This is a genomic window from Enterococcus sp. AZ020 (assembly GCF_050499205.1).
GTDB classification, from domain to species: Bacteria; Bacillota; Bacilli; order Lactobacillales; family Enterococcaceae; genus Enterococcus_L; species Enterococcus_L dunnyi.
Map to the genome: position 1 here is coordinate 2,935,751 of NZ_JBIPAT010000001.1, position 17,086 is coordinate 2,952,836.

The window sequence follows — 17,086 nt, forward strand, 5'->3', positions numbered from 1 at the left end:
CATGCTGGAAACTACGAATAATAAGAGACATAGATTATTTATGAAAAATGATAAGTCATATATTGTCGATTCGGATACTAATATTGTTTCAATCTTTTTCCCTTGGCTTATTTGGCTTTTTCCAATGAATGGATATGAGATTGAAAACCTGATAGGCTTTCAAACCAAGGATAAAGAACATACTAATCGTAAAGGTGGACTAGTAATCACCTCTGCGGTTTTAAGTATAGTAATGATTCGAGTAATACCTGCTAAATATTTTATTGGAAAGCCTTATCCTGATAATGAGAAGTTATTAACAGTACTTATCATAAGTTTTATAGTTGCACTTTTCATATTTAGAATGAGTGTATCTAGAAAAAGGTTATATAAAGGCGAGGTTAAGGCATCAATTAAAGTTAGAGTAGACTTGTTTAAATATTTTAGGGTAAATTTAAAATCTTTGATAATATACTCAATTGGACTAATTATTAGTAGTTTATTTTTAATTGAGTTGTTTAAGATGTTTATTTTTGGTGGAAATCCAGTTGTCTTAGTAATATTTTTGATGATTTACTCATTCCTTATTTTTGCTAATCAGACAATGCAAACCCCCATTAAATATGATATTCAAATAATGAATTTAAAAGAGGATAGAACAGATAAATAAAATATACTAAGAATGGAGTGTTGAAAATAATGCAGTCATTAGGAACTATTGTGTATTTAAAAGAGGGACGGACGAAAGTCATGATCATAAATAGAGGACCGATCGTTGAAAAAGAAGGGATGTCATTCTTATATGATTATGCTGGATGTGTTTATCCTTTGGGTATGAATCCAGAACAAGTTTTATATTTTAATGATGACAATATCGATAAAGTGATATTTGAAGGGTATCGTGATGAGGACGAGGAACGGTTTGAAGAACTTTATAAAAAATCCGTTGAAAATTTGGGTGATTCAGTTAGGAAAGGATTACCTAATTTGAATCTTCAAGGATAAGACTTAGTAGGTGATGTATGAAAGTTTACAAGTCAATGAATGATCGATATAGGTTAGCTGAAATTGATAAAGAAATATGTGATGGATCTGTAAAAATAGAAAAAAGACAGTTATTTGTGACTATTACCATCTTTCTTAGCAAGTGAAAAGAAAATGAAAGAGTAAAATAGTAGAATTCTGATCATAAATTTGTATAGAAATTAGTGTAAAAAATAAATTTTACTTATTTAATATGATAAAATTAAGTAAATATTAATTAGAGGGGGAAAAAAGAATGAATAGAGTAGCATCAGGGTCTCCAACTAAACAATTTTTTGTGGGAATGCTTACACGGGACATTAACTTGAATGATGCAATATTAGATTTGCTTGATAATTGTCTGGATGGAGTTGTCAGAGAAAAGCAGTTAAATTCTACGGCACATATTAACGACAATTATTATGAAGGGTATAAAGCAGAAATTACTATTACATCCGATTCGTTTCTGATAAGAGATAATTGTGGAGGTATACCTTTAACAGTAGCTGAAAACTATGCTTTTAGAATGGGTAGAACACCAGAAAATGATGTTAATGAAAAGTTACCCACTGTTGGAGTATATGGGATTGGTATGAAGAGAGCGATATTTAAATTGGGAAAGTCAGCAGTTGTGAAAACGAAGAATGACGAGGAAGCATATCAAGTTAAGATTAACGAGACATGGACAACTGAAGAAAAGTGGGATTTTCCTATTGAAGAGATCGATAAGAATGAGCTCATAGAAAACGGAACTGAAATATTGATTAATCAATTAAACGATAACATTTTAGAAGGTTGGAAAAACACTGGGCAATTAAGCAACTTTGTTGATGAGTTAACGCAAGCTATTAAAGAAAGTTATAGTTTCATTATGAGAAAAGGATTTACTATCATCCTTAATGGTAAAAAAGTTGATCCTATTGCATTTGGTTTTTTAGTGGCAGAAGATATAGCCAAAAAGGAATCCATCAAACCTTATGTGTTTGAAAAAGATTATGATGGAGTCTTAGTAAAAATGATAATGGGATTTTATAAGCCTATGCAGAGTATTGAAGATGATGAAGAAGTGATGGAAGGAAAACGAACTTCAGCTCAAGCTGGTTGGACAATTACTTGTAATGATCGAGTAGTTTTATATAACGATAAGACGCATATAACTGGTTGGGGAGAATCAGGAGTACCTAGCTATCATACGCAATTTATTGGCATTTGTGGTGTTGTAATGTTTGAAAGTTCAGACCCTTCCAAACTTCCTATGACAACTACCAAAAGAGGAATAGATTTATCATCAGCAATATATGCAGATGTGAAAAATAAGATGAGAGAAGCACTAAAAATGTTTACGCAGTACACAAATAAATGGAAAGGTAGAGTTAAAGAAGAAAGAAGTCTTTCATCAAAAACAGTTGAAGTTCCAATTGCAGAGATACTAGAAAATAAAAAAATGTATGGGATAAATACTAGAAGAATCGAAAAAAGAAAAGAAGAATCATTTAAACCTGATTTACCTTTTCCAGTGATTGAAAAGAAAATAAAATATATTAGATTTTCTAAACCAGATGAACAAATCAATGCACTTCGTAATTTTTTTAATATTAAAGAAACTGACGAAACAATAATAACAGCTTCTGATATAGGAGAAAAGTGCTTTGATACTGTCTATGAAGAGTATCTGGAGGGAGCTAAGAAAAAATGACGGGACAACCATTTTATCATCTTAGACCAAATAAATTCATTGATAGACAAATGTTTTTAAAAACACTATTAACACTTGGAAAAGTCTTAGATTTTAAAGACTATTGTTATATTGGTTTTGGATCATATCTATTTGATGATTTTAAACTTGTACACAATAAGCTTGGAGTTAAAGAAATGATATCTTTAGAAAGTGACCCTAATATAGCTAAACGTGCAGAATTCAATAAACCTTTGAAATGTATAGATATAAAAACAACTAATAGTAGTGATTTTTTAGCAGAGTTTAGCCGTGTCCATAATAATTATATAGTTTGGTTGGATTTTACTTCTCCAAGTAATATAAGGGAACAATTTTCAGATTTTTCGACAATATTAAATGTTCTTGAAGATGGCGATATAGTTAGGATAACATTAAATGCTAATTCATCCTCATTAGGTTTTAAAGACTTGGGTCATCCTGAAATTCAAGAAAAGAGACTTGAAGAATTGCGTAATCGATTGGAAGGTTTTTTACCAAATGATATTGATGTTGATGAAGTTTCAACTAGAACATACCCGTTATTACTGTTAAAATCTTTAAAAAAGACTAGTTATTCTATTATAGCAGAAACAAAATATGATCATAGGTTTATTTTTCCGCTTCTATCAACAATATATCAAGATGGACAAAAAATGTTGACATTAACTTTAATTATTTTAGAAGATCATGAAAAAGAAACTGAAATAATCGAACTGCTAACTAGTGAAATGAATAAACCTCTGAATGAAACATATTATTGGGGAAACCCAGAACAAATATCAATACCTCCATTAACTACAAAAGAAATTTTGGAGATTAATTCGTTGTTACCCACATCTAATCCAGAAGAGTCTATATGGGATGAATTTCAATATATATTTGACAATAAAAAAGAAAATTTTCAAAATTATATAGAATACTATCAAATATATCCTCATTTCAATGAAGTAAGTTTTTGAAATACAACCTTTAAAACTCCTTCAGCAACTAAGGGTGATACACTATTACCAATTTGACGAAAACTGTGCCAAATAGTTTTATCAAATTCAAACCAATCAGGAAAACCTTGTAAGCGAGCAGCTTCTCTAGGCGTAATTACCCGATCTTCAAAATAGTGTATAGGTCTTACAGCTTGGTAACTTCCTTTATCAGATCCGGTTCCAGCTCTTAAAGTAGGGGCAAATCCTAATGGATCAAGCTTTTTAGATCTAGAAATTTTATCAGTTTCTCCCCATTTTAACTTAGAATATCGATGTTTTACTTCCGAATTGTGAATGGTTTTGTTAAATCCATTCACAATATTTTTTTCTTTGTATCTTTGTAGGTATGCTCCATTCATAGATTTAGGTACATGATTTGTGACTCTTGAAAAGAAATAACTAAAAGAGTTAAAAACAATTTCTTCTATTTTAATATTATATTCTTCAAACTCATTTTTTTCGGGTAACCCATTTAAAGCATCTTTAACTCGAATTACAGACTTCAAGTCAAGTTTTGTTTCATCAAAGTCATCAATTTTTATGGAATTTTTAAAAGTATCTAAAACACCTATAAAAAATACTCTTGTTCTAGTTGTTGGAGCACCATAATCAACCCCGCTAACACTAAAAGCTGGTAAAATATGATAATCCTTAATCTGTGAAAAGGCATGATTTCTGATTGAATCATATTTACTATTCAAAATTCCAGGTACATTTTCTGCTAAAAAAAATTTAGGTTTAATTTCTGAGACCAATTTAAAAAAATGAATAAAGAGTTTGTTTCTGTCATCGTTAACGTCTTGCTTGCCCATGTTACTAAAACCTTGACAAGGAGGCCCACCAATTATTCCATCAATATTTTCAACACCAAATTTTTTAAGTAGTTGCTCTCCATTTAATTTAAGAATATTTTCGCATAAATGCTGAGTAGATGTAAAATTTTTAGAGTGACTACTAATTGCTTTTATATCAGAATCAACTGCACCAACAACATTAAAACCAGCTCTGGCGGCGCCTAATGATAGGCCCCCGACTCCAGAAAATAAATCAATTACTTTTGGATCATTGTTCATGAATAGCACCTCATATATTTTTTATCCTATTTGAATACCTTATAAAGAGTTCAAATAAAAATTATCAACTTTATTGAATATAGCTCAATCTTATCTATTCTAACAAAAATCAAAGATTTTGTGTATAAAGAAATTTGATTTCATTAAAAACTTTTATGAAATGAGGGCTCATCATTGTAAGAAATGCTTTTTGAATTAATAAAGAGACTTAAGTAATAGAGTCCGTAACTTGAAACACAACGTTCGCTTTTCCATTCACACATCTCCTCCAAAATAAGCAGGATAAGCCCTCAAGACTCGCTCCTGCCGTTGTTCATTCCTTCGTACATTTACGCATTGACTAGGGCAAGATCCTTGAAGCGACGATAAGAACGACTATTCAAGCCTTGCTGTATTCCTACCGCCTCGGATCAACATAAAACAAAAAAGATATCGCAGTCCCCCAGCAGAAAAAGCCAGTCATAAAACTTCAACGACTTTTTACCATTCGACATACAATACCGTTCACAATCAGCCAAACCAAACCCACAGATTCTCTTGGAAGAACCTAACCTTCAAAAAATTCAAGAACCATCTAGAATTTAAACGAAAAATTAGGTACAATAAAGAAACTAGCGCTTTGGCGTTAGCAAATTGGCAACTTGTGTAGATAGCTAGTTGATGTCCATACAAGGCTTCATTTTTTGGTTGCCGCCAAAGAATGGAGTGCCTTTTTTGTTTTATTCAATTGTTTTGACACAAAATTACTTTCTTCTCCTTTCCATTAAATTCCAAGGATAGAAAAAACGGCATTGAGCAAAGCCCAATACCGTCGACAATAGACTAGCAAGATACACACGACAACTAAATCATACACAAAGGAAAGATTTTTGTGGAAATCTTCTCAGAATTTGGGTACAATAAAAGAAGCTAGTATCTGCTAGCACTATTGGCAACTTGTTTGGACAGCTAGTTCTGTCTTAACAAGACTTCGATCGTACGGTTGCCGCCAAACGATTGAAGTGCCAATTTTTTTATTTATCTTTCCGTGTTACCGTAACAAAAGTTCTGGTTGCTACAGCACGCTGAATTTCTATCCTATGCCCTTTATTATACAGAAAGAAACGCGTCACTGCAATAAAAATAACGTTTTGTCATAATTAGATAACGATTGAAAAATGGCCCCTAAATTTGCGATAAATAACAAAAAAACACAATAAGAACTAGTTCGAAAATTACTGTTCATACTTGCTCAAAAATTCGATCGTATCATTAAATGCCGTTTTTCCTGGTTCTGTATCCAGTTCAAACTGGTACTCATGAGCCGTTTTATATTCTGACAATGCAAAGAATCTTTGTGAAACAGGAACCTTTTTAGATTCCAGTGCTTTAATAAACTCTTTTCCTTGCGATTCAAAGGATGAAGTATTTCCATCAGTGATGTAGCTTGGTGGGAAAGCATCGGTTACAAAATTTTTGACGATGGAGCTTTTTGCTTGTTCAGACCGGCTCCAATCTTTTTCTTTAAAGTAGCCCCAGCCAATACCGCTAAATCCAAACTTAACAATCGGAGAGCTTGAATTTAGTACGATTTCCGGCATATTATATGGTCCGCAGTAGAGCAAAGCACCTTTGATTTGCCCGGCATCAACTACTTGCTTGATTCCTAAAGATTTTCTGTAGACATCGTTCGTTTGAGTAGCTAAAAACTGGCTGGCAATTTGTGCACCAGCGGAGTCGCCAGCAAGGAATAAGTGGTCCATATTTAAAGAATACTCTTTACTATGGTTAGCAAGATAAGTGACAAATTCACTAGTCTGAATGACAGGTCTTGGGTACTGCGTGTCTGGAACCAATTCATAGTTCATCACAGCAACACTATAACCTGACTCTGCAAGTTTAGTAGCATATTCCTTTTCCTCTAGTTTATCTCCGCCAATAAAGCCGCCGCCATGCACCCATGCGATTATTGGATTACCCTCCTTTGGTTTGATGGGCGTGTAGAGATCAAACTGATTGCTCTTGTATGTTGAATCATAATTCAAATTGACCCGCACGTTGACATTGCCCTCCGTATATTCTTTATTACGGCTATCTTCTGGAATCTTGAATAAAATTACTTTTGCTAATGAAATTGTTGGTTTAGGTGAAATATTAAAAATGATAATGATGCTAACGATGATTAGTACAACTAGACCAAGTAACCCTAAAAGTATCTTTTTCATAACTTGAATCCCTCCCGTTTATATAGAAATTTTTGCAAAAAGTCTATATTACTTTCTTTCATTATATTAGCGCATAGCGATAAGTAAAGAGATATGGCTTCAAATATGGAATATCACTTAAGGGGTGAAGCCGCGGTGTCGTCCGCATCATTTTTCCACTAGACGAGTCATCTATTTATACGAATGTGACCATAAATCATAACTATTTTTATCATTAAGAGAGTATTCTTCATTGCAAATCGAAAGTTTTGCAATTTTTTTGTGTTTTATAGAAATATTTGATAACTATTAGGTATAAAAATATGTCAAAATGGATAATGGGGAAGAATACGAAATGTGAAAGTTAAAAATAAGGCAAAAGGGGTTAATCAAATGAGCGGAATCAATAGCAGTCTAACTGTTGCTGGCGGTATTTCAGCACAGCTTAGTCAAACGGCCAGCGGGTTCTTATCAGTCAATGAAGCGACAACCAAAGCAGAACGGACCACCGTTAGCGGAAATACAAATGCAAAAAGCAGTTTAACAAGTATTCACAGCAGAGGACAACGTTTGTCCAACGCAATCACACGAGATGGCAATAATATCCATTCAGTAGCGAAGGAATTTAGCCAGATCGATCAAAAAATAAAACAAGGATTTGATTTACCGTTGTTTTCACCGAATCTAGGAGGAAACAATCGATGAATGTAGAAGATAAGGAATTAAAGATCAATCAACAACTACGACAAGTGAGCATTGATCAAGAAGATAAGCGACAGGAAATCAGAGAATTAGAAGATCTGGAAGCCGACTATTTTTCCATCCACCACCAAGAACAACGGTACTTCCAAGATCTGATCGGAAATAATCAAGGTTCGCGTGATATTGGTCATTTTATGGAATTAGACGAAGAAGCTAATCGGTTACATCAATATGAGCGTCAGCGTTTAGAAGATATTGCAGAGCGTTTAGTCGATGAAGAAGTTCAATTAAGAAGACTTGAAGAAGATTTATACGATGAACGGCAAAAACTATTCGCTTCAGAGAATGACAGCGAGGTGAGCGACTGATGTCCCTTAATTTTTACCTAGGAGAAGTCACTGCACAAAGCGCCGCAGCCAAACAAATGGCGAATGAGTATATGCAGTTTTGCGGCACCTTAAAAGACAGCGTCAATGCCTTCATGAATGCACCATTATCGGGAAAAACCTACGACTCAGCGAAACTTTATTTCTCTACAGTCTATCCAACTTTAGCTAGTGGGTTTATACTAGCATGTGAGGCACTGATCGAAGCGCATAGCAAATTCCCGGAAGAATTCCAATCACAAGTCGATACTTGTGACGTAATCGAAGATCAAATAAAAGCAGAGATCTCCCAAGGACAAGCCCTACTGCAAAGTATGGCACGAACGATGGATAAAGAAAAAGAACCCAACCAACGCTTAGAACAGCGCTATATGGGCGTTCAAAGTTCGATTCAAAAGAACGAAGAAAAACTACAGCGTTTGTATGAATTCAATGCCAGTTCACCAGGTCTATTTGCGGATTTTGAAGCACAGCTGGCGAATTTAGATGCAGGATTAGCAGAAGTTGAAAAAGGGGCTGCATGGAATTCAGGTTCGGGAACGTTTGATTTAGGCCGGATGAATATGGCTTGGACGAAACCGATCATGAACCAATGGAAAGATCGAGAAAAGTCCAAAGGAAACAACTTAGAAGTACGAGAGAGCAAGAATAAATTTGGCGGTACCACCTACGAAATTTATCGAAATGGTGTTTTTGATGAAGATGCGACGGTAGCTTATAATGACCTACTAAAAGACGAGCTGATCAGGTTAGCAAAACAGCGAATCGAAGACGATAAATTTGGAAAATTCGTTTCCTTTGTTGGTACAGCAGTTTCTTTTGGTGGCGGTATTAAACGAGTTATCAGCGAAATCATTGGTATGGCAGGAAACAGATTACTTGTTCGTTTTAGCGATAATAGTGTTGGTACAATTGCAATATCCGGTGGTGTAGCAGTTCCGATTGCCGCAGATTCACTGACGTTGAAGGATTTAGTCCAGTTTTCAAATAACGGGAAGATTACTAGTAAGACATTTGGAAAGCCGATTGAGGGCAGAGTTGATGGTAAAAAATCTAATATACGTGTAGATGCAGAACCAGATGGAGATAAGATTCAAATACAAACGGGTCATGGTAAACGTTCACCATTGGATAAAAGAATAAAGGTTGAAAATATCACGGACAAGGCTAGTATTTATGGACAAGTCCCTCGAACAATAAAACGAGCAATAGGAAAAGGTAAACTTGATGAGTTGGTTGATAATATTTGGAAAGCCTATATATGGCTTAAGAGTAAATAAAGGAGGAAAAAATGCGTCTATATATAAATCCCAAAAAAACAGAAACTAAATTATCTTATAGAGAACTAGCAGAAAAAATGTGGTTCAAAGAAAAAAATGGCCATAAACTTGAAATATCTCATGTAGGAAATGATGAGTCATTACAAGACAATTTATTTCTCAGTTTGTCAATAGATAAATGGTTAAATGATTCCAAATGGAAAAAAATAGAAAGTCCGCTTCAATTTGAAGATATTGATTTAGAGTTTTTAAAAGAAGAAAATCTTCTCTTTATTATGTCTAAACATCAAAAGATACTCACTGTAGATAAACGAGCCTTGTATATCATGGCAGTAGAGTTAGCTAAGGATTTAGACGGATCAATAAGTGAAGATGAAAAATCTACATGGCTAAGTGTTGCAGAGTTTGAGAAAAAGCATCAAGTAGTGCTTAATCTTACTTATGAAGAAGCAAATGATATCAGTCTAAAAGAAGTGAAAACGATGGAGGCAATTGAAGAGCCTTGGGATTATGATGATGAATAGGTAATCAATGCGAATTTAAGTTAAAAAATGGATGGGAAGCAATAAATTGATATTGATAGGAAGAATTTTATGAACAAGTATAAAAGTATTAGTGATTTCTTTGATGAACTAGATTTGACAGACAGTATTATCGAAAATATCTCATTTGATAAAAACTTGACCGATTTAAAAATTGAAGTTACTCACTTTTTTGATGAAGATAAACTTATTTCGATAAAGTTTAATAATTGCTATAAATTTGACTATGAACTATCCAAAGATATATATATATTAAATGATAATCAATTAAACTTTAGCCACTTTACTATTACAAAAATATTGATTGATGAAGGGATAAACATTTTCACCATAAATGATGACGAGCCACTAATAAAAATTATGTGTCAAACTGTAGAATTGGAATAATGATAGAAAATCGAATTTATAATTTGACTTCCACTCAGTTCAAATCGTTAGATAGAAAAGATATTGATAGGAGTGTAAAAATAGCATTAGTACATGAATTTGATGTTTTTAAAAATAGTGAAGAGGTAACTTTTACTAAAGAGGCTAGGGGAAAAATGATTGTCATTGAAGATTATTTAATTTTATATATGATTGATACACTGAATTGGATTCCTTCATACTCTAAAGACTTTATCCACGAATCTTTTGGCTTGGATTACTATGGAAGAACCTATTTAGATGAAAAAGGTATAACTTGCTTAGGTAATATTATTGAAGGATGGCTTCTACTATTCGAACAAGCGCCAGAAGTTGTAGAACTAACAACAGATTATGACATTGAAAAAGGTAAGTTCGATAAAAAAAAGATCGAAAAGAAAGACATACTAAATCAATTAGAGCAACTTTTTTTACTGTGTAAGAAAGCATTAAAGGAAGAACTAATACTTGTTCATTTTGGAATTTAGGAAATATATAGTGCATTTATATAAAATGAAATAATACAAAATTCGATTTAGACTACTAAAAAAATGATCGAAGAATGGCTTTTTAAATCTTATCAAGGTAGGGAGTTAGAACTTTCTTATATTGAGAATATTTCATTGCTGAATGGAACCCACAGACTTTGGTTCAAAATGAGATAAATGGGAAACTGACTAAAAAAGTTCTATTTTATGATGAAGTAAATTTTTTGTTAAGAAGGGTTATCCTGATTATTTAAGGATAACTCTTCTTAACATATTCTTCTATTGTTTGAATAATTTTTCCTGATAGAAAGAAAACATATTATCCCCTAACTTTTACCTAGGAGAAGTCACCGCACAAAGCGCCGCAGCCAAACAAATGGCGAATGAGTATATGCAGTTTTGCGGCACCTTAAAAGACAGCGTCAATGCCTTCATGAATGCACCCTTATCGGGAAAAACCTATGACTCAGCGAAACTTTATTTCTCTACAGTCTACCCAACTTTAGCTAGTGGGTTTATACTAGCATGTGAGGCACTGATCGAAGCTCACAGTAAATTCCCAGAAGAATTTCAATCACAAGTCGATACCTGCGACGTGATCGAGGACCAATTAAAAGCAGAAATCGCCCAAGGACAAGCCTTACTACAAAGTATGGCACGAACGATGGACAAGGAAAAAGAACCCAACCAACGCTTAGAACAGCGCTATATGGGCGTTCAAAGCTCGATTCAAAAGAACGAAGAAAAACTACAGCGTTTGTATGAATTCAATGCCAGTTCGCCAGGACTGTTTGCGGATTTTGAAGCACAGCTGGCAAACTTGGATGCAGGATTAGCAGAAGTTGAAAAAGGGGCTGCTTGGAATTCGGGTTCGGGAACATTTGATTTGGGTCGGATGAATATGGCTTGGACGAAACCGATCATGAATCAATGGAAGGATCGAGAAAAGTCCAAAGGAAACAACTTAGAAGTGCGAGAGAACAAGAATAAATTTGGCGGTACCACCTACGAAATTTATCGAAATGGTGTTTTTGATGAAGATGCGACGGTAGCTTATAATGACCTACTAAAAGACGAGCTGATCAGGTTAGCAAAACAGCGAATCGAAGACGATAAATTTGGAAAATTCGTTTCCTTTGTTGGTACAGCAGTTTCTTTTGGTGGCGGTATTAAACGAGTTATCAGCGAAATCATTGGTATGGCAGGAAACAGATTACTTGTTCGTTTTAGCGATAATAGTGTTGGTACAATTGCAATATCCGGTGGTGTAGCAGTTCCGATTGCCGCAGATTCACTGACGTTGAAGGATTTAGTCCAGTTTTCAAATAACGGGAAGATTACGAGTAAGACGTTTGGGAAGCCAGTAGAAGCAACAATCGATGGTAAAAAAATGAAATTACGAGTAGATGCAGAACCAGATGGAGATAAAATACAAATTCAAGCTGGTGGTGGAAAAAGATCAATTCGCGATGATAGAATTGAGTCTGCTTTGATAACTGATAAAAAAAGTATTTCGGAACAAATTCCAAACATTGTAAAAAGAAAGTTAAGTAAAGGAAAATTGGAAGAACTAATAGATAATATTTGGCGTGCACATATATGGTTAAAAACAAAATAATGTAGGAGAATAACTATGCGTTTATGGATAAAAATCAATAATAAAAAAATTAATTTAGACTACCGAGAATTAGCAGAAAAAATGTGGTTTAAAGAAAAAAATGGTAAGGAATTAGAAATTTCACATGGTGGAAATACTGAGACACTTCAAGGAAATCTGAAAATTTCTCTCAAATTAGATAAATTTTTAAATGATCCTAGATGGAGAAAGATGAATTCACCTTTGGGAAGAGAGTATATCTATGCAGGTCCAATAGAAAATAATGAAATCCTTTATTTAGTCACTGATAATATTGAAATATTAACAGTTGATAAAAGAGCACTGTATATTATGGCTATAGAGTTCGCTAAATCTCTAGAGGGAGATATAAGTGAAGAGGAACAATTAACATGGCTTACTGTTGAAGAGTTTGAGAAAAAGCATCAAAAAGTGCTTAATCTTACTTATGAAGAAGCAAATGATATCAGTTTAGATGAAGTGAAGACAATGAAGGCAATTGAAGAACCGTGGGATTATGATATTGATTAGGTGAGAAAATGCGAATTTACGTTGAATTTAAAAATAGAAATTCATCTTTAGATTATCGAGAATTAGCAGAAAAAATGTGGTTCAAAACATATCTTAATAAAGAGCTGGAACTTTCTCATGGAGGCGATTCTAGTTGGTTAAATGATAAGTATACGCTTGATTTAAAATGGGACAAGTCATTGAATGACAAACGTTGGGTAAAAAATAAATTCGCTACGGAGTATATCTCACTAAATCCAATTAGAGACAAGAAATACTTATATTTTGAAACACAGCATATTGATATCGTCACTGTAGATAAACGAGCGTTATATATAATGGTTAAAGAACTAGCAGAAGCAGTGGAAGGTTCGATAAGTCAAGATGGTATGACTACTTGGATGCCGTTGGATATATTTGAAGAACAAAATCACGAATTGTTTTCAATGAATTTTGAAACAGCAAATGAGATTAGCTTAAAGGAATGAGAGATGATTGAGCTAGTTGATGAACCATGGGACAATGAAGTTAATTACGACTAAAAAATTACGAGGATAGATTATTTGAGAATTTATATCGGGACAAGTGGTAATAAAACATCTTTAGGATACAGAGAACTAGCCGAAAAAATGTGGTTTAAAGAAAAAAATGGTCATGAGCTTGAAATATCCCACGTTGGAAATGATGAAACATTTCAAAATAACTTCTATTTGACGTTGTCTTTAGACAAATGGTTAAATGATGATCGATGGGATGGGGTAAGGAATCCTATAAAATTTGAAGATATTGAAATTGTATTTCATAAAGAAAAGCAAATAATTGCTCTTATATCCAAGCATATTGAAATCCTAATGGTAGACAAGCGTGCCTTGTATATCATGGCAGTAGAGTTAGCTAAGGATTTAGACGGATTAATAAGTGAAGATGGGAAATCTACGTGGCTAAGTGTTGCAGAGTTTGAGACAAAGCATCAAGTAGTGCTTAATCTTACTTATGAAGAAGCAAATGATATCAGTCTAAAAGAAGTGAAAACGATGGAGGCAATTGAAGAGCCTTGGGATTATGATGATGAATAGATGATAAATGCGAATTTATGTTGAAATTAAGGATAAGAATTTATTTTTAGACCACCGAGAATTAGCTGAAAAATGTGGTTTAAATCTTATAAAGGTAAGGAGCTAAAACTCTCCCATAAATGAAATTTAGAGGTGATCAGTAAATGAAAAAATTATCAATGGGAGGGAAATTTGACTGGTATATAGATACTTTATATAAGAGTGGGGTATTTATCAGAGACCTCTCGGATGAAGACATTGAGACGAATATATTTGAAGACTTTATTGTAGGAGTTACTTCCTATTTTAGTAAAAATAATATCGATGGATTAAAAGAAAATGGTTTAATTGATGAAGCAATTTCAGAGCAGAGTTTATTTCTCAGAAAAAAAGTGTTGGGACTTGATAATTCTGAGTTATGGAATATCGATAGTGTAAAAAATAATCTTACGTGGTTACAAGTACTTGAGTTATCAGATTCTATCAAAGAAAAGCTACATGAAATGTGGACTGATGAAGAGTTGGAATACTTAAAAACAATGTAAATATGATTCCTTAGATTTGTTTCATAATTAAAATAAGATGCCTATTAAAGGTATCTTATTTTTGTAGGAGTATTTCTTAGAGTTGTAATGTTTTAACTGATTTAATGAGTCATCATAGTAAAGATTTTAGATGATTGATGGAATTATTTAAACTAGCATTGAGTAATTTTTTTGCACGCGTAGAACGGCAAAAACTATTCGCTTCAGAGAATGACAGCGAGGTGAATGACTAATGTCCCTTAATTTTTACCTAGGAGAAGTCACCGCGCAAAGCGCCGCAGCCAAACAAATGGCGAATGAGTAAATGCAGTTTTGTGGCACCTTAGAAGACTGCGTCAATACTTTCTTGTGTACTCAAAAAGAAAGAGAAAAAATTCCAGCAGTTCAATATAATCTTGAATCGCTGGAACTTTTTTATTGTGCGTTGTTTTTCACTAGCTTTCGATATTTTCCAGGAGTTGTTTGGTAATGATCTTTAAATAATTTGAAAAAGAATGCTTTATCCTGATAGCCGATCTCTTCAATAATTGTTTGAATGGGAAGATCTGTTTGACGTAAATAGGTTTCAGCATAACGCAAACGATAATGAATCACCCAGTCTGAAAAATTTTTATCAGTCTGTTTTTTGATAAATGCGGAAAGGTAGTTAGGATGAAAGTGAAATTTCTCTGCTGTTTCGGATAAAGTTACCGTTGTAAGGTGAGTCTCTATATGTGCTAGGATTTCTTCAACTAGAACGCCAGAGGATAGGTTTGAATCTTTTACACATAAGCCTTTATCTGAAAGTTGGCTGATTTCGACAACAAACAAAACGAAGGCAGATTTTGTCACTTTATTATTAAAATAGCGCATTTTTACGATTTGTTTCAACAATAGCAGAGCATAAACATGGATATCTTCATTTGGAGAAAACTGAAAGATGAAATAATGGCTATTTTCTTCCGTTTCCTTGATGCTCTCCACAAAAAAGCGGTATATGATGGGTTCTTCCGCAAATTGAGCGAGCAAAGAATCATTAAAATACTCTTTTTTAAAATAGAAGCTAAGCATGGTCGTTTCGGCTTCCATCTCCTCATATTCAACCACTGTCCATTCATTTGCTAGAACTAAGCAACCAGCTTTATATAACAATTCCTTATCATCGATCAGAATTTTTACAGATCCGCTAAGAACGTATAAAATTCGAATATAAGGTGCACGGTAGGTCAGTCGTTCTTTTGTGTTTTGACAGACGAAAGAGGCGATTTGTCGTTTGGGATTGGTTTCAAAATTATTAAGTTCTTCAATCATTCCATCTTGGGTTTTATTATAACAATCCAGGGTTTTTAAAAAGTCAAAAAAGCAGTCGAATTGTTCTTTAGAAAAAGTATACATAATTCCTCCATCTTAAAATAGCCTACTTAATATGTTTGGACAGACTAATTCAATTATTCTCAAATGAAAGTATAATGAATTAGAATTCAGATGTAAATAGCTATTTAACAACTTTCTTTATTGTGAAAATACGAGCAATGTAATTGTTCGGTATATATAGCAAAATGGAATAAGACACTTTGTATGAAAGGGGAAACAAAAAATGGACACAACGGCTCAAAAAAGAGTACCAACAAAAATGATGATTGCCATTGCAGCTATTGTAACGAATGTCATTTGGGGAACACCATTTAAACTAATCAAAATCATGAATGATGAGATGGGAATTTCCAGAGATGCTTTAGGAGATAATTATATTGGACAGGTTTTGGCAACGATCAGTATTCGCTTTTTTATTGCAGGGATCATGACATTGATTTTTGCGATGTTTATTAAACAAAATATTTTTAAGGTGACAAAAACCCAATGGAAAGAAGTTGTGATCATGGGGCTCTTGTCTACAACAGCTGCGTATTTCTTTTTTAATATCGGGAATGTGAATATTTCTTCAACGATCAACTCAACGATTCTTGCGCAATCCACGATTTTTTTTGCAGCGATTTTAGCTCATTTTGCGTATAAAAATGACAAATTGACTGTGCCGAAAGTAGTTGCTTTGGTGATTGGTTTCACTGGATTGATCATTTCTCAGCTGACTGGTGGAACAACGATCAACGATATGTTTGAATTTGCTTTAACAGGGGAAGGGTTCATGTTGATTTATGGATTGATCGCCGCACTGGCTACGATGTTAGCGAAAAAAATCGGTTCTACGCTGAATTCATTTGTAATGACGGGTTGGAATTTGATTATTGGTTCTGTTTTTTTATTTGTCATTGGTTTATTTATGGGCGGGACCTTAAGTTATATCAACTGGACGCCATTAGGTGTGGTGTTATTGATTATTTTAGCTGCTGCATCAGCGATTCCATTTAGCCTATGGTACTGGTGTGCGCAGTATGCTAATCTAGGAGAGATCACTGTTTATAAATTTATCATGCCGATTTCTGGCAGCTTACTAGCAGTTATTTTAGGTGAACGTTTCACGATGCCTTTAGCATTTGGGTTGATTTTAGTTTGTTTATCGATCATTTTGATCAATCGGCCGCCAAAATCATTTCAGGCATTAACAAAATTTACCAAAAAAGAAAGCGAATCAGTTTAGTACTTTTTGAAAGGAAGTCACTTTT

At 33.7% G+C, this 17,086-nt stretch carries 19 protein-coding genes; 16 read left to right on the top strand and 3 right to left on the bottom strand.

Translation table 11 applies throughout. The features are described from left to right. Window position 1 precedes the first annotated feature (1 nt). The 4 genes from IGI58_RS14075 (at window position 2) to IGI58_RS14090 (ending at window position 3,678) form a co-directional block, all read left to right on the top strand. Window positions 2–649 carry a DUF443 family protein gene (locus IGI58_RS14075; RefSeq protein ID WP_429952910.1) on the top strand — a complete coding sequence of 216 codons (648 nt, stop codon included), beginning with the start codon at window positions 2–4 and terminating at the stop codon, window positions 647–649. A gap of 29 nt (window positions 650–678) precedes the next feature. After that, window positions 679–984 (top strand): DUF4176 domain-containing protein, encoded by a 306-nt coding sequence (locus IGI58_RS14080; RefSeq protein WP_429952909.1) that lies wholly within the window; start codon window positions 679–681, stop codon window positions 982–984. 274 nt (window positions 985–1,258) lie between these two features. Continuing rightward, a complete protein-coding gene (locus tag IGI58_RS14085) occupies window positions 1,259–2,698 on the top strand; it encodes an ATP-binding protein (RefSeq protein WP_429952907.1) in 1,440 nt (479 codons plus the stop codon). Beyond that, window positions 2,695–3,678: an O-methyltransferase gene (locus IGI58_RS14090; RefSeq protein WP_429952906.1), complete on the top strand. Its 984-nt coding sequence runs from the start codon at window positions 2,695–2,697 to the stop codon at window positions 3,676–3,678. The genes IGI58_RS14085 and IGI58_RS14090 overlap by 4 nt, the downstream gene beginning before the upstream one ends. Here IGI58_RS14090 and IGI58_RS14095 read toward each other — a convergent pair. Then, window positions 3,654–4,772, bottom strand: a complete 1,119-nt coding sequence (locus tag IGI58_RS14095; RefSeq protein WP_429952905.1) for a DNA cytosine methyltransferase — start codon at window positions 4,770–4,772, stop codon at window positions 3,654–3,656. The two genes, IGI58_RS14090 and IGI58_RS14095, sit on opposite strands and share 25 nt — an antisense overlap. A gap of 1,214 nt (window positions 4,773–5,986) precedes the next feature. After that, window positions 5,987–6,976, bottom strand: coding sequence for an alpha/beta hydrolase (locus IGI58_RS14100; RefSeq protein ID WP_429952904.1), 990 nt, complete (start codon window positions 6,974–6,976; stop codon window positions 5,987–5,989). Window positions 6,977–7,348: 372 nt separating this feature from the next. Between IGI58_RS14100 and IGI58_RS14105 the strand changes: the two genes are divergently transcribed. From IGI58_RS14105 to IGI58_RS14155, 11 genes are all read left to right on the top strand, one after another. Further along, on the top strand, window positions 7,349–7,660 hold the full coding sequence (locus IGI58_RS14105) for a TIGR04197 family type VII secretion effector (RefSeq protein WP_225533091.1): 312 nt from the start codon (window positions 7,349–7,351) through the stop codon (window positions 7,658–7,660). Next, window positions 7,657–8,025: a DUF3958 family protein gene (locus tag IGI58_RS14110; RefSeq protein ID WP_087639667.1), complete on the top strand. Its 369-nt coding sequence runs from the start codon at window positions 7,657–7,659 to the stop codon at window positions 8,023–8,025. The genes IGI58_RS14105 and IGI58_RS14110 overlap by 4 nt, the downstream gene beginning before the upstream one ends. Further along, window positions 8,025–9,323 carry a T7SS effector LXG polymorphic toxin gene (locus IGI58_RS14115; RefSeq protein ID WP_429952903.1) on the top strand — a complete coding sequence of 433 codons (1,299 nt, stop codon included), beginning with the start codon at window positions 8,025–8,027 and terminating at the stop codon, window positions 9,321–9,323. Before IGI58_RS14110 ends, IGI58_RS14115 begins: the two co-directional genes overlap by 1 nt. An 11-nt stretch (window positions 9,324–9,334) precedes the next feature. Continuing rightward, window positions 9,335–9,847, top strand: coding sequence for a hypothetical protein (locus tag IGI58_RS14120; protein WP_429952902.1), 513 nt, complete (start codon window positions 9,335–9,337; stop codon window positions 9,845–9,847). Between the two features lie 69 nt (window positions 9,848–9,916). Continuing rightward, window positions 9,917–10,252 (top strand): hypothetical protein, encoded by a 336-nt coding sequence (locus IGI58_RS14125; protein WP_429952901.1) that lies wholly within the window; start codon window positions 9,917–9,919, stop codon window positions 10,250–10,252. Next, window positions 10,252–10,758 (top strand): hypothetical protein, encoded by a 507-nt coding sequence (locus IGI58_RS14130; RefSeq protein ID WP_429952900.1) that lies wholly within the window; start codon window positions 10,252–10,254, stop codon window positions 10,756–10,758. Before IGI58_RS14125 ends, IGI58_RS14130 begins: the two co-directional genes overlap by 1 nt. 376 nt (window positions 10,759–11,134) lie before the next feature. Beyond that, window positions 11,135–12,376 (top strand): T7SS effector LXG polymorphic toxin, encoded by a 1,242-nt coding sequence (locus tag IGI58_RS14135; RefSeq protein ID WP_429952899.1) that lies wholly within the window; start codon window positions 11,135–11,137, stop codon window positions 12,374–12,376. A gap of 15 nt (window positions 12,377–12,391) precedes the next feature. Then, window positions 12,392–12,904: a hypothetical protein gene (locus IGI58_RS14140; RefSeq protein ID WP_429952898.1), complete on the top strand. Its 513-nt coding sequence runs from the start codon at window positions 12,392–12,394 to the stop codon at window positions 12,902–12,904. A gap of 8 nt (window positions 12,905–12,912) precedes the next feature. Then, entirely contained in the window at window positions 12,913–13,371 is a 459-nt protein-coding gene (locus tag IGI58_RS14145) for a hypothetical protein (protein WP_429952897.1), read from the top strand. Between the two features lie 75 nt (window positions 13,372–13,446). Continuing rightward, window positions 13,447–13,959, top strand: a complete 513-nt coding sequence (locus IGI58_RS14150; RefSeq protein WP_429952896.1) for a hypothetical protein — start codon at window positions 13,447–13,449, stop codon at window positions 13,957–13,959. A 143-nt stretch (window positions 13,960–14,102) separates the two neighbouring features. Next, complete coding sequence (locus tag IGI58_RS14155) at window positions 14,103–14,483, top strand: hypothetical protein (RefSeq protein ID WP_429952895.1); 381 nt, start codon at window positions 14,103–14,105, stop codon at window positions 14,481–14,483. Window positions 14,484–14,897: 414 nt separating this feature from the next. Here the strand turns inward: IGI58_RS14155 and IGI58_RS14160 are convergent, their stop codons facing one another. Beyond that, window positions 14,898–15,857: a helix-turn-helix domain-containing protein gene (locus IGI58_RS14160; protein ID WP_429952894.1), complete on the bottom strand. Its 960-nt coding sequence runs from the start codon at window positions 15,855–15,857 to the stop codon at window positions 14,898–14,900. Window positions 15,858–16,059: 202 nt separating this feature from the next. On the opposite strand from IGI58_RS14160, the gene IGI58_RS14165 reads away from it, so the two are divergent. Continuing rightward, window positions 16,060–17,061, top strand: a complete 1,002-nt coding sequence (locus IGI58_RS14165) for a DMT family transporter (RefSeq protein ID WP_429952893.1) — start codon at window positions 16,060–16,062, stop codon at window positions 17,059–17,061. The last annotated feature ends 25 nt before the right edge of the window (window positions 17,062–17,086 follow it).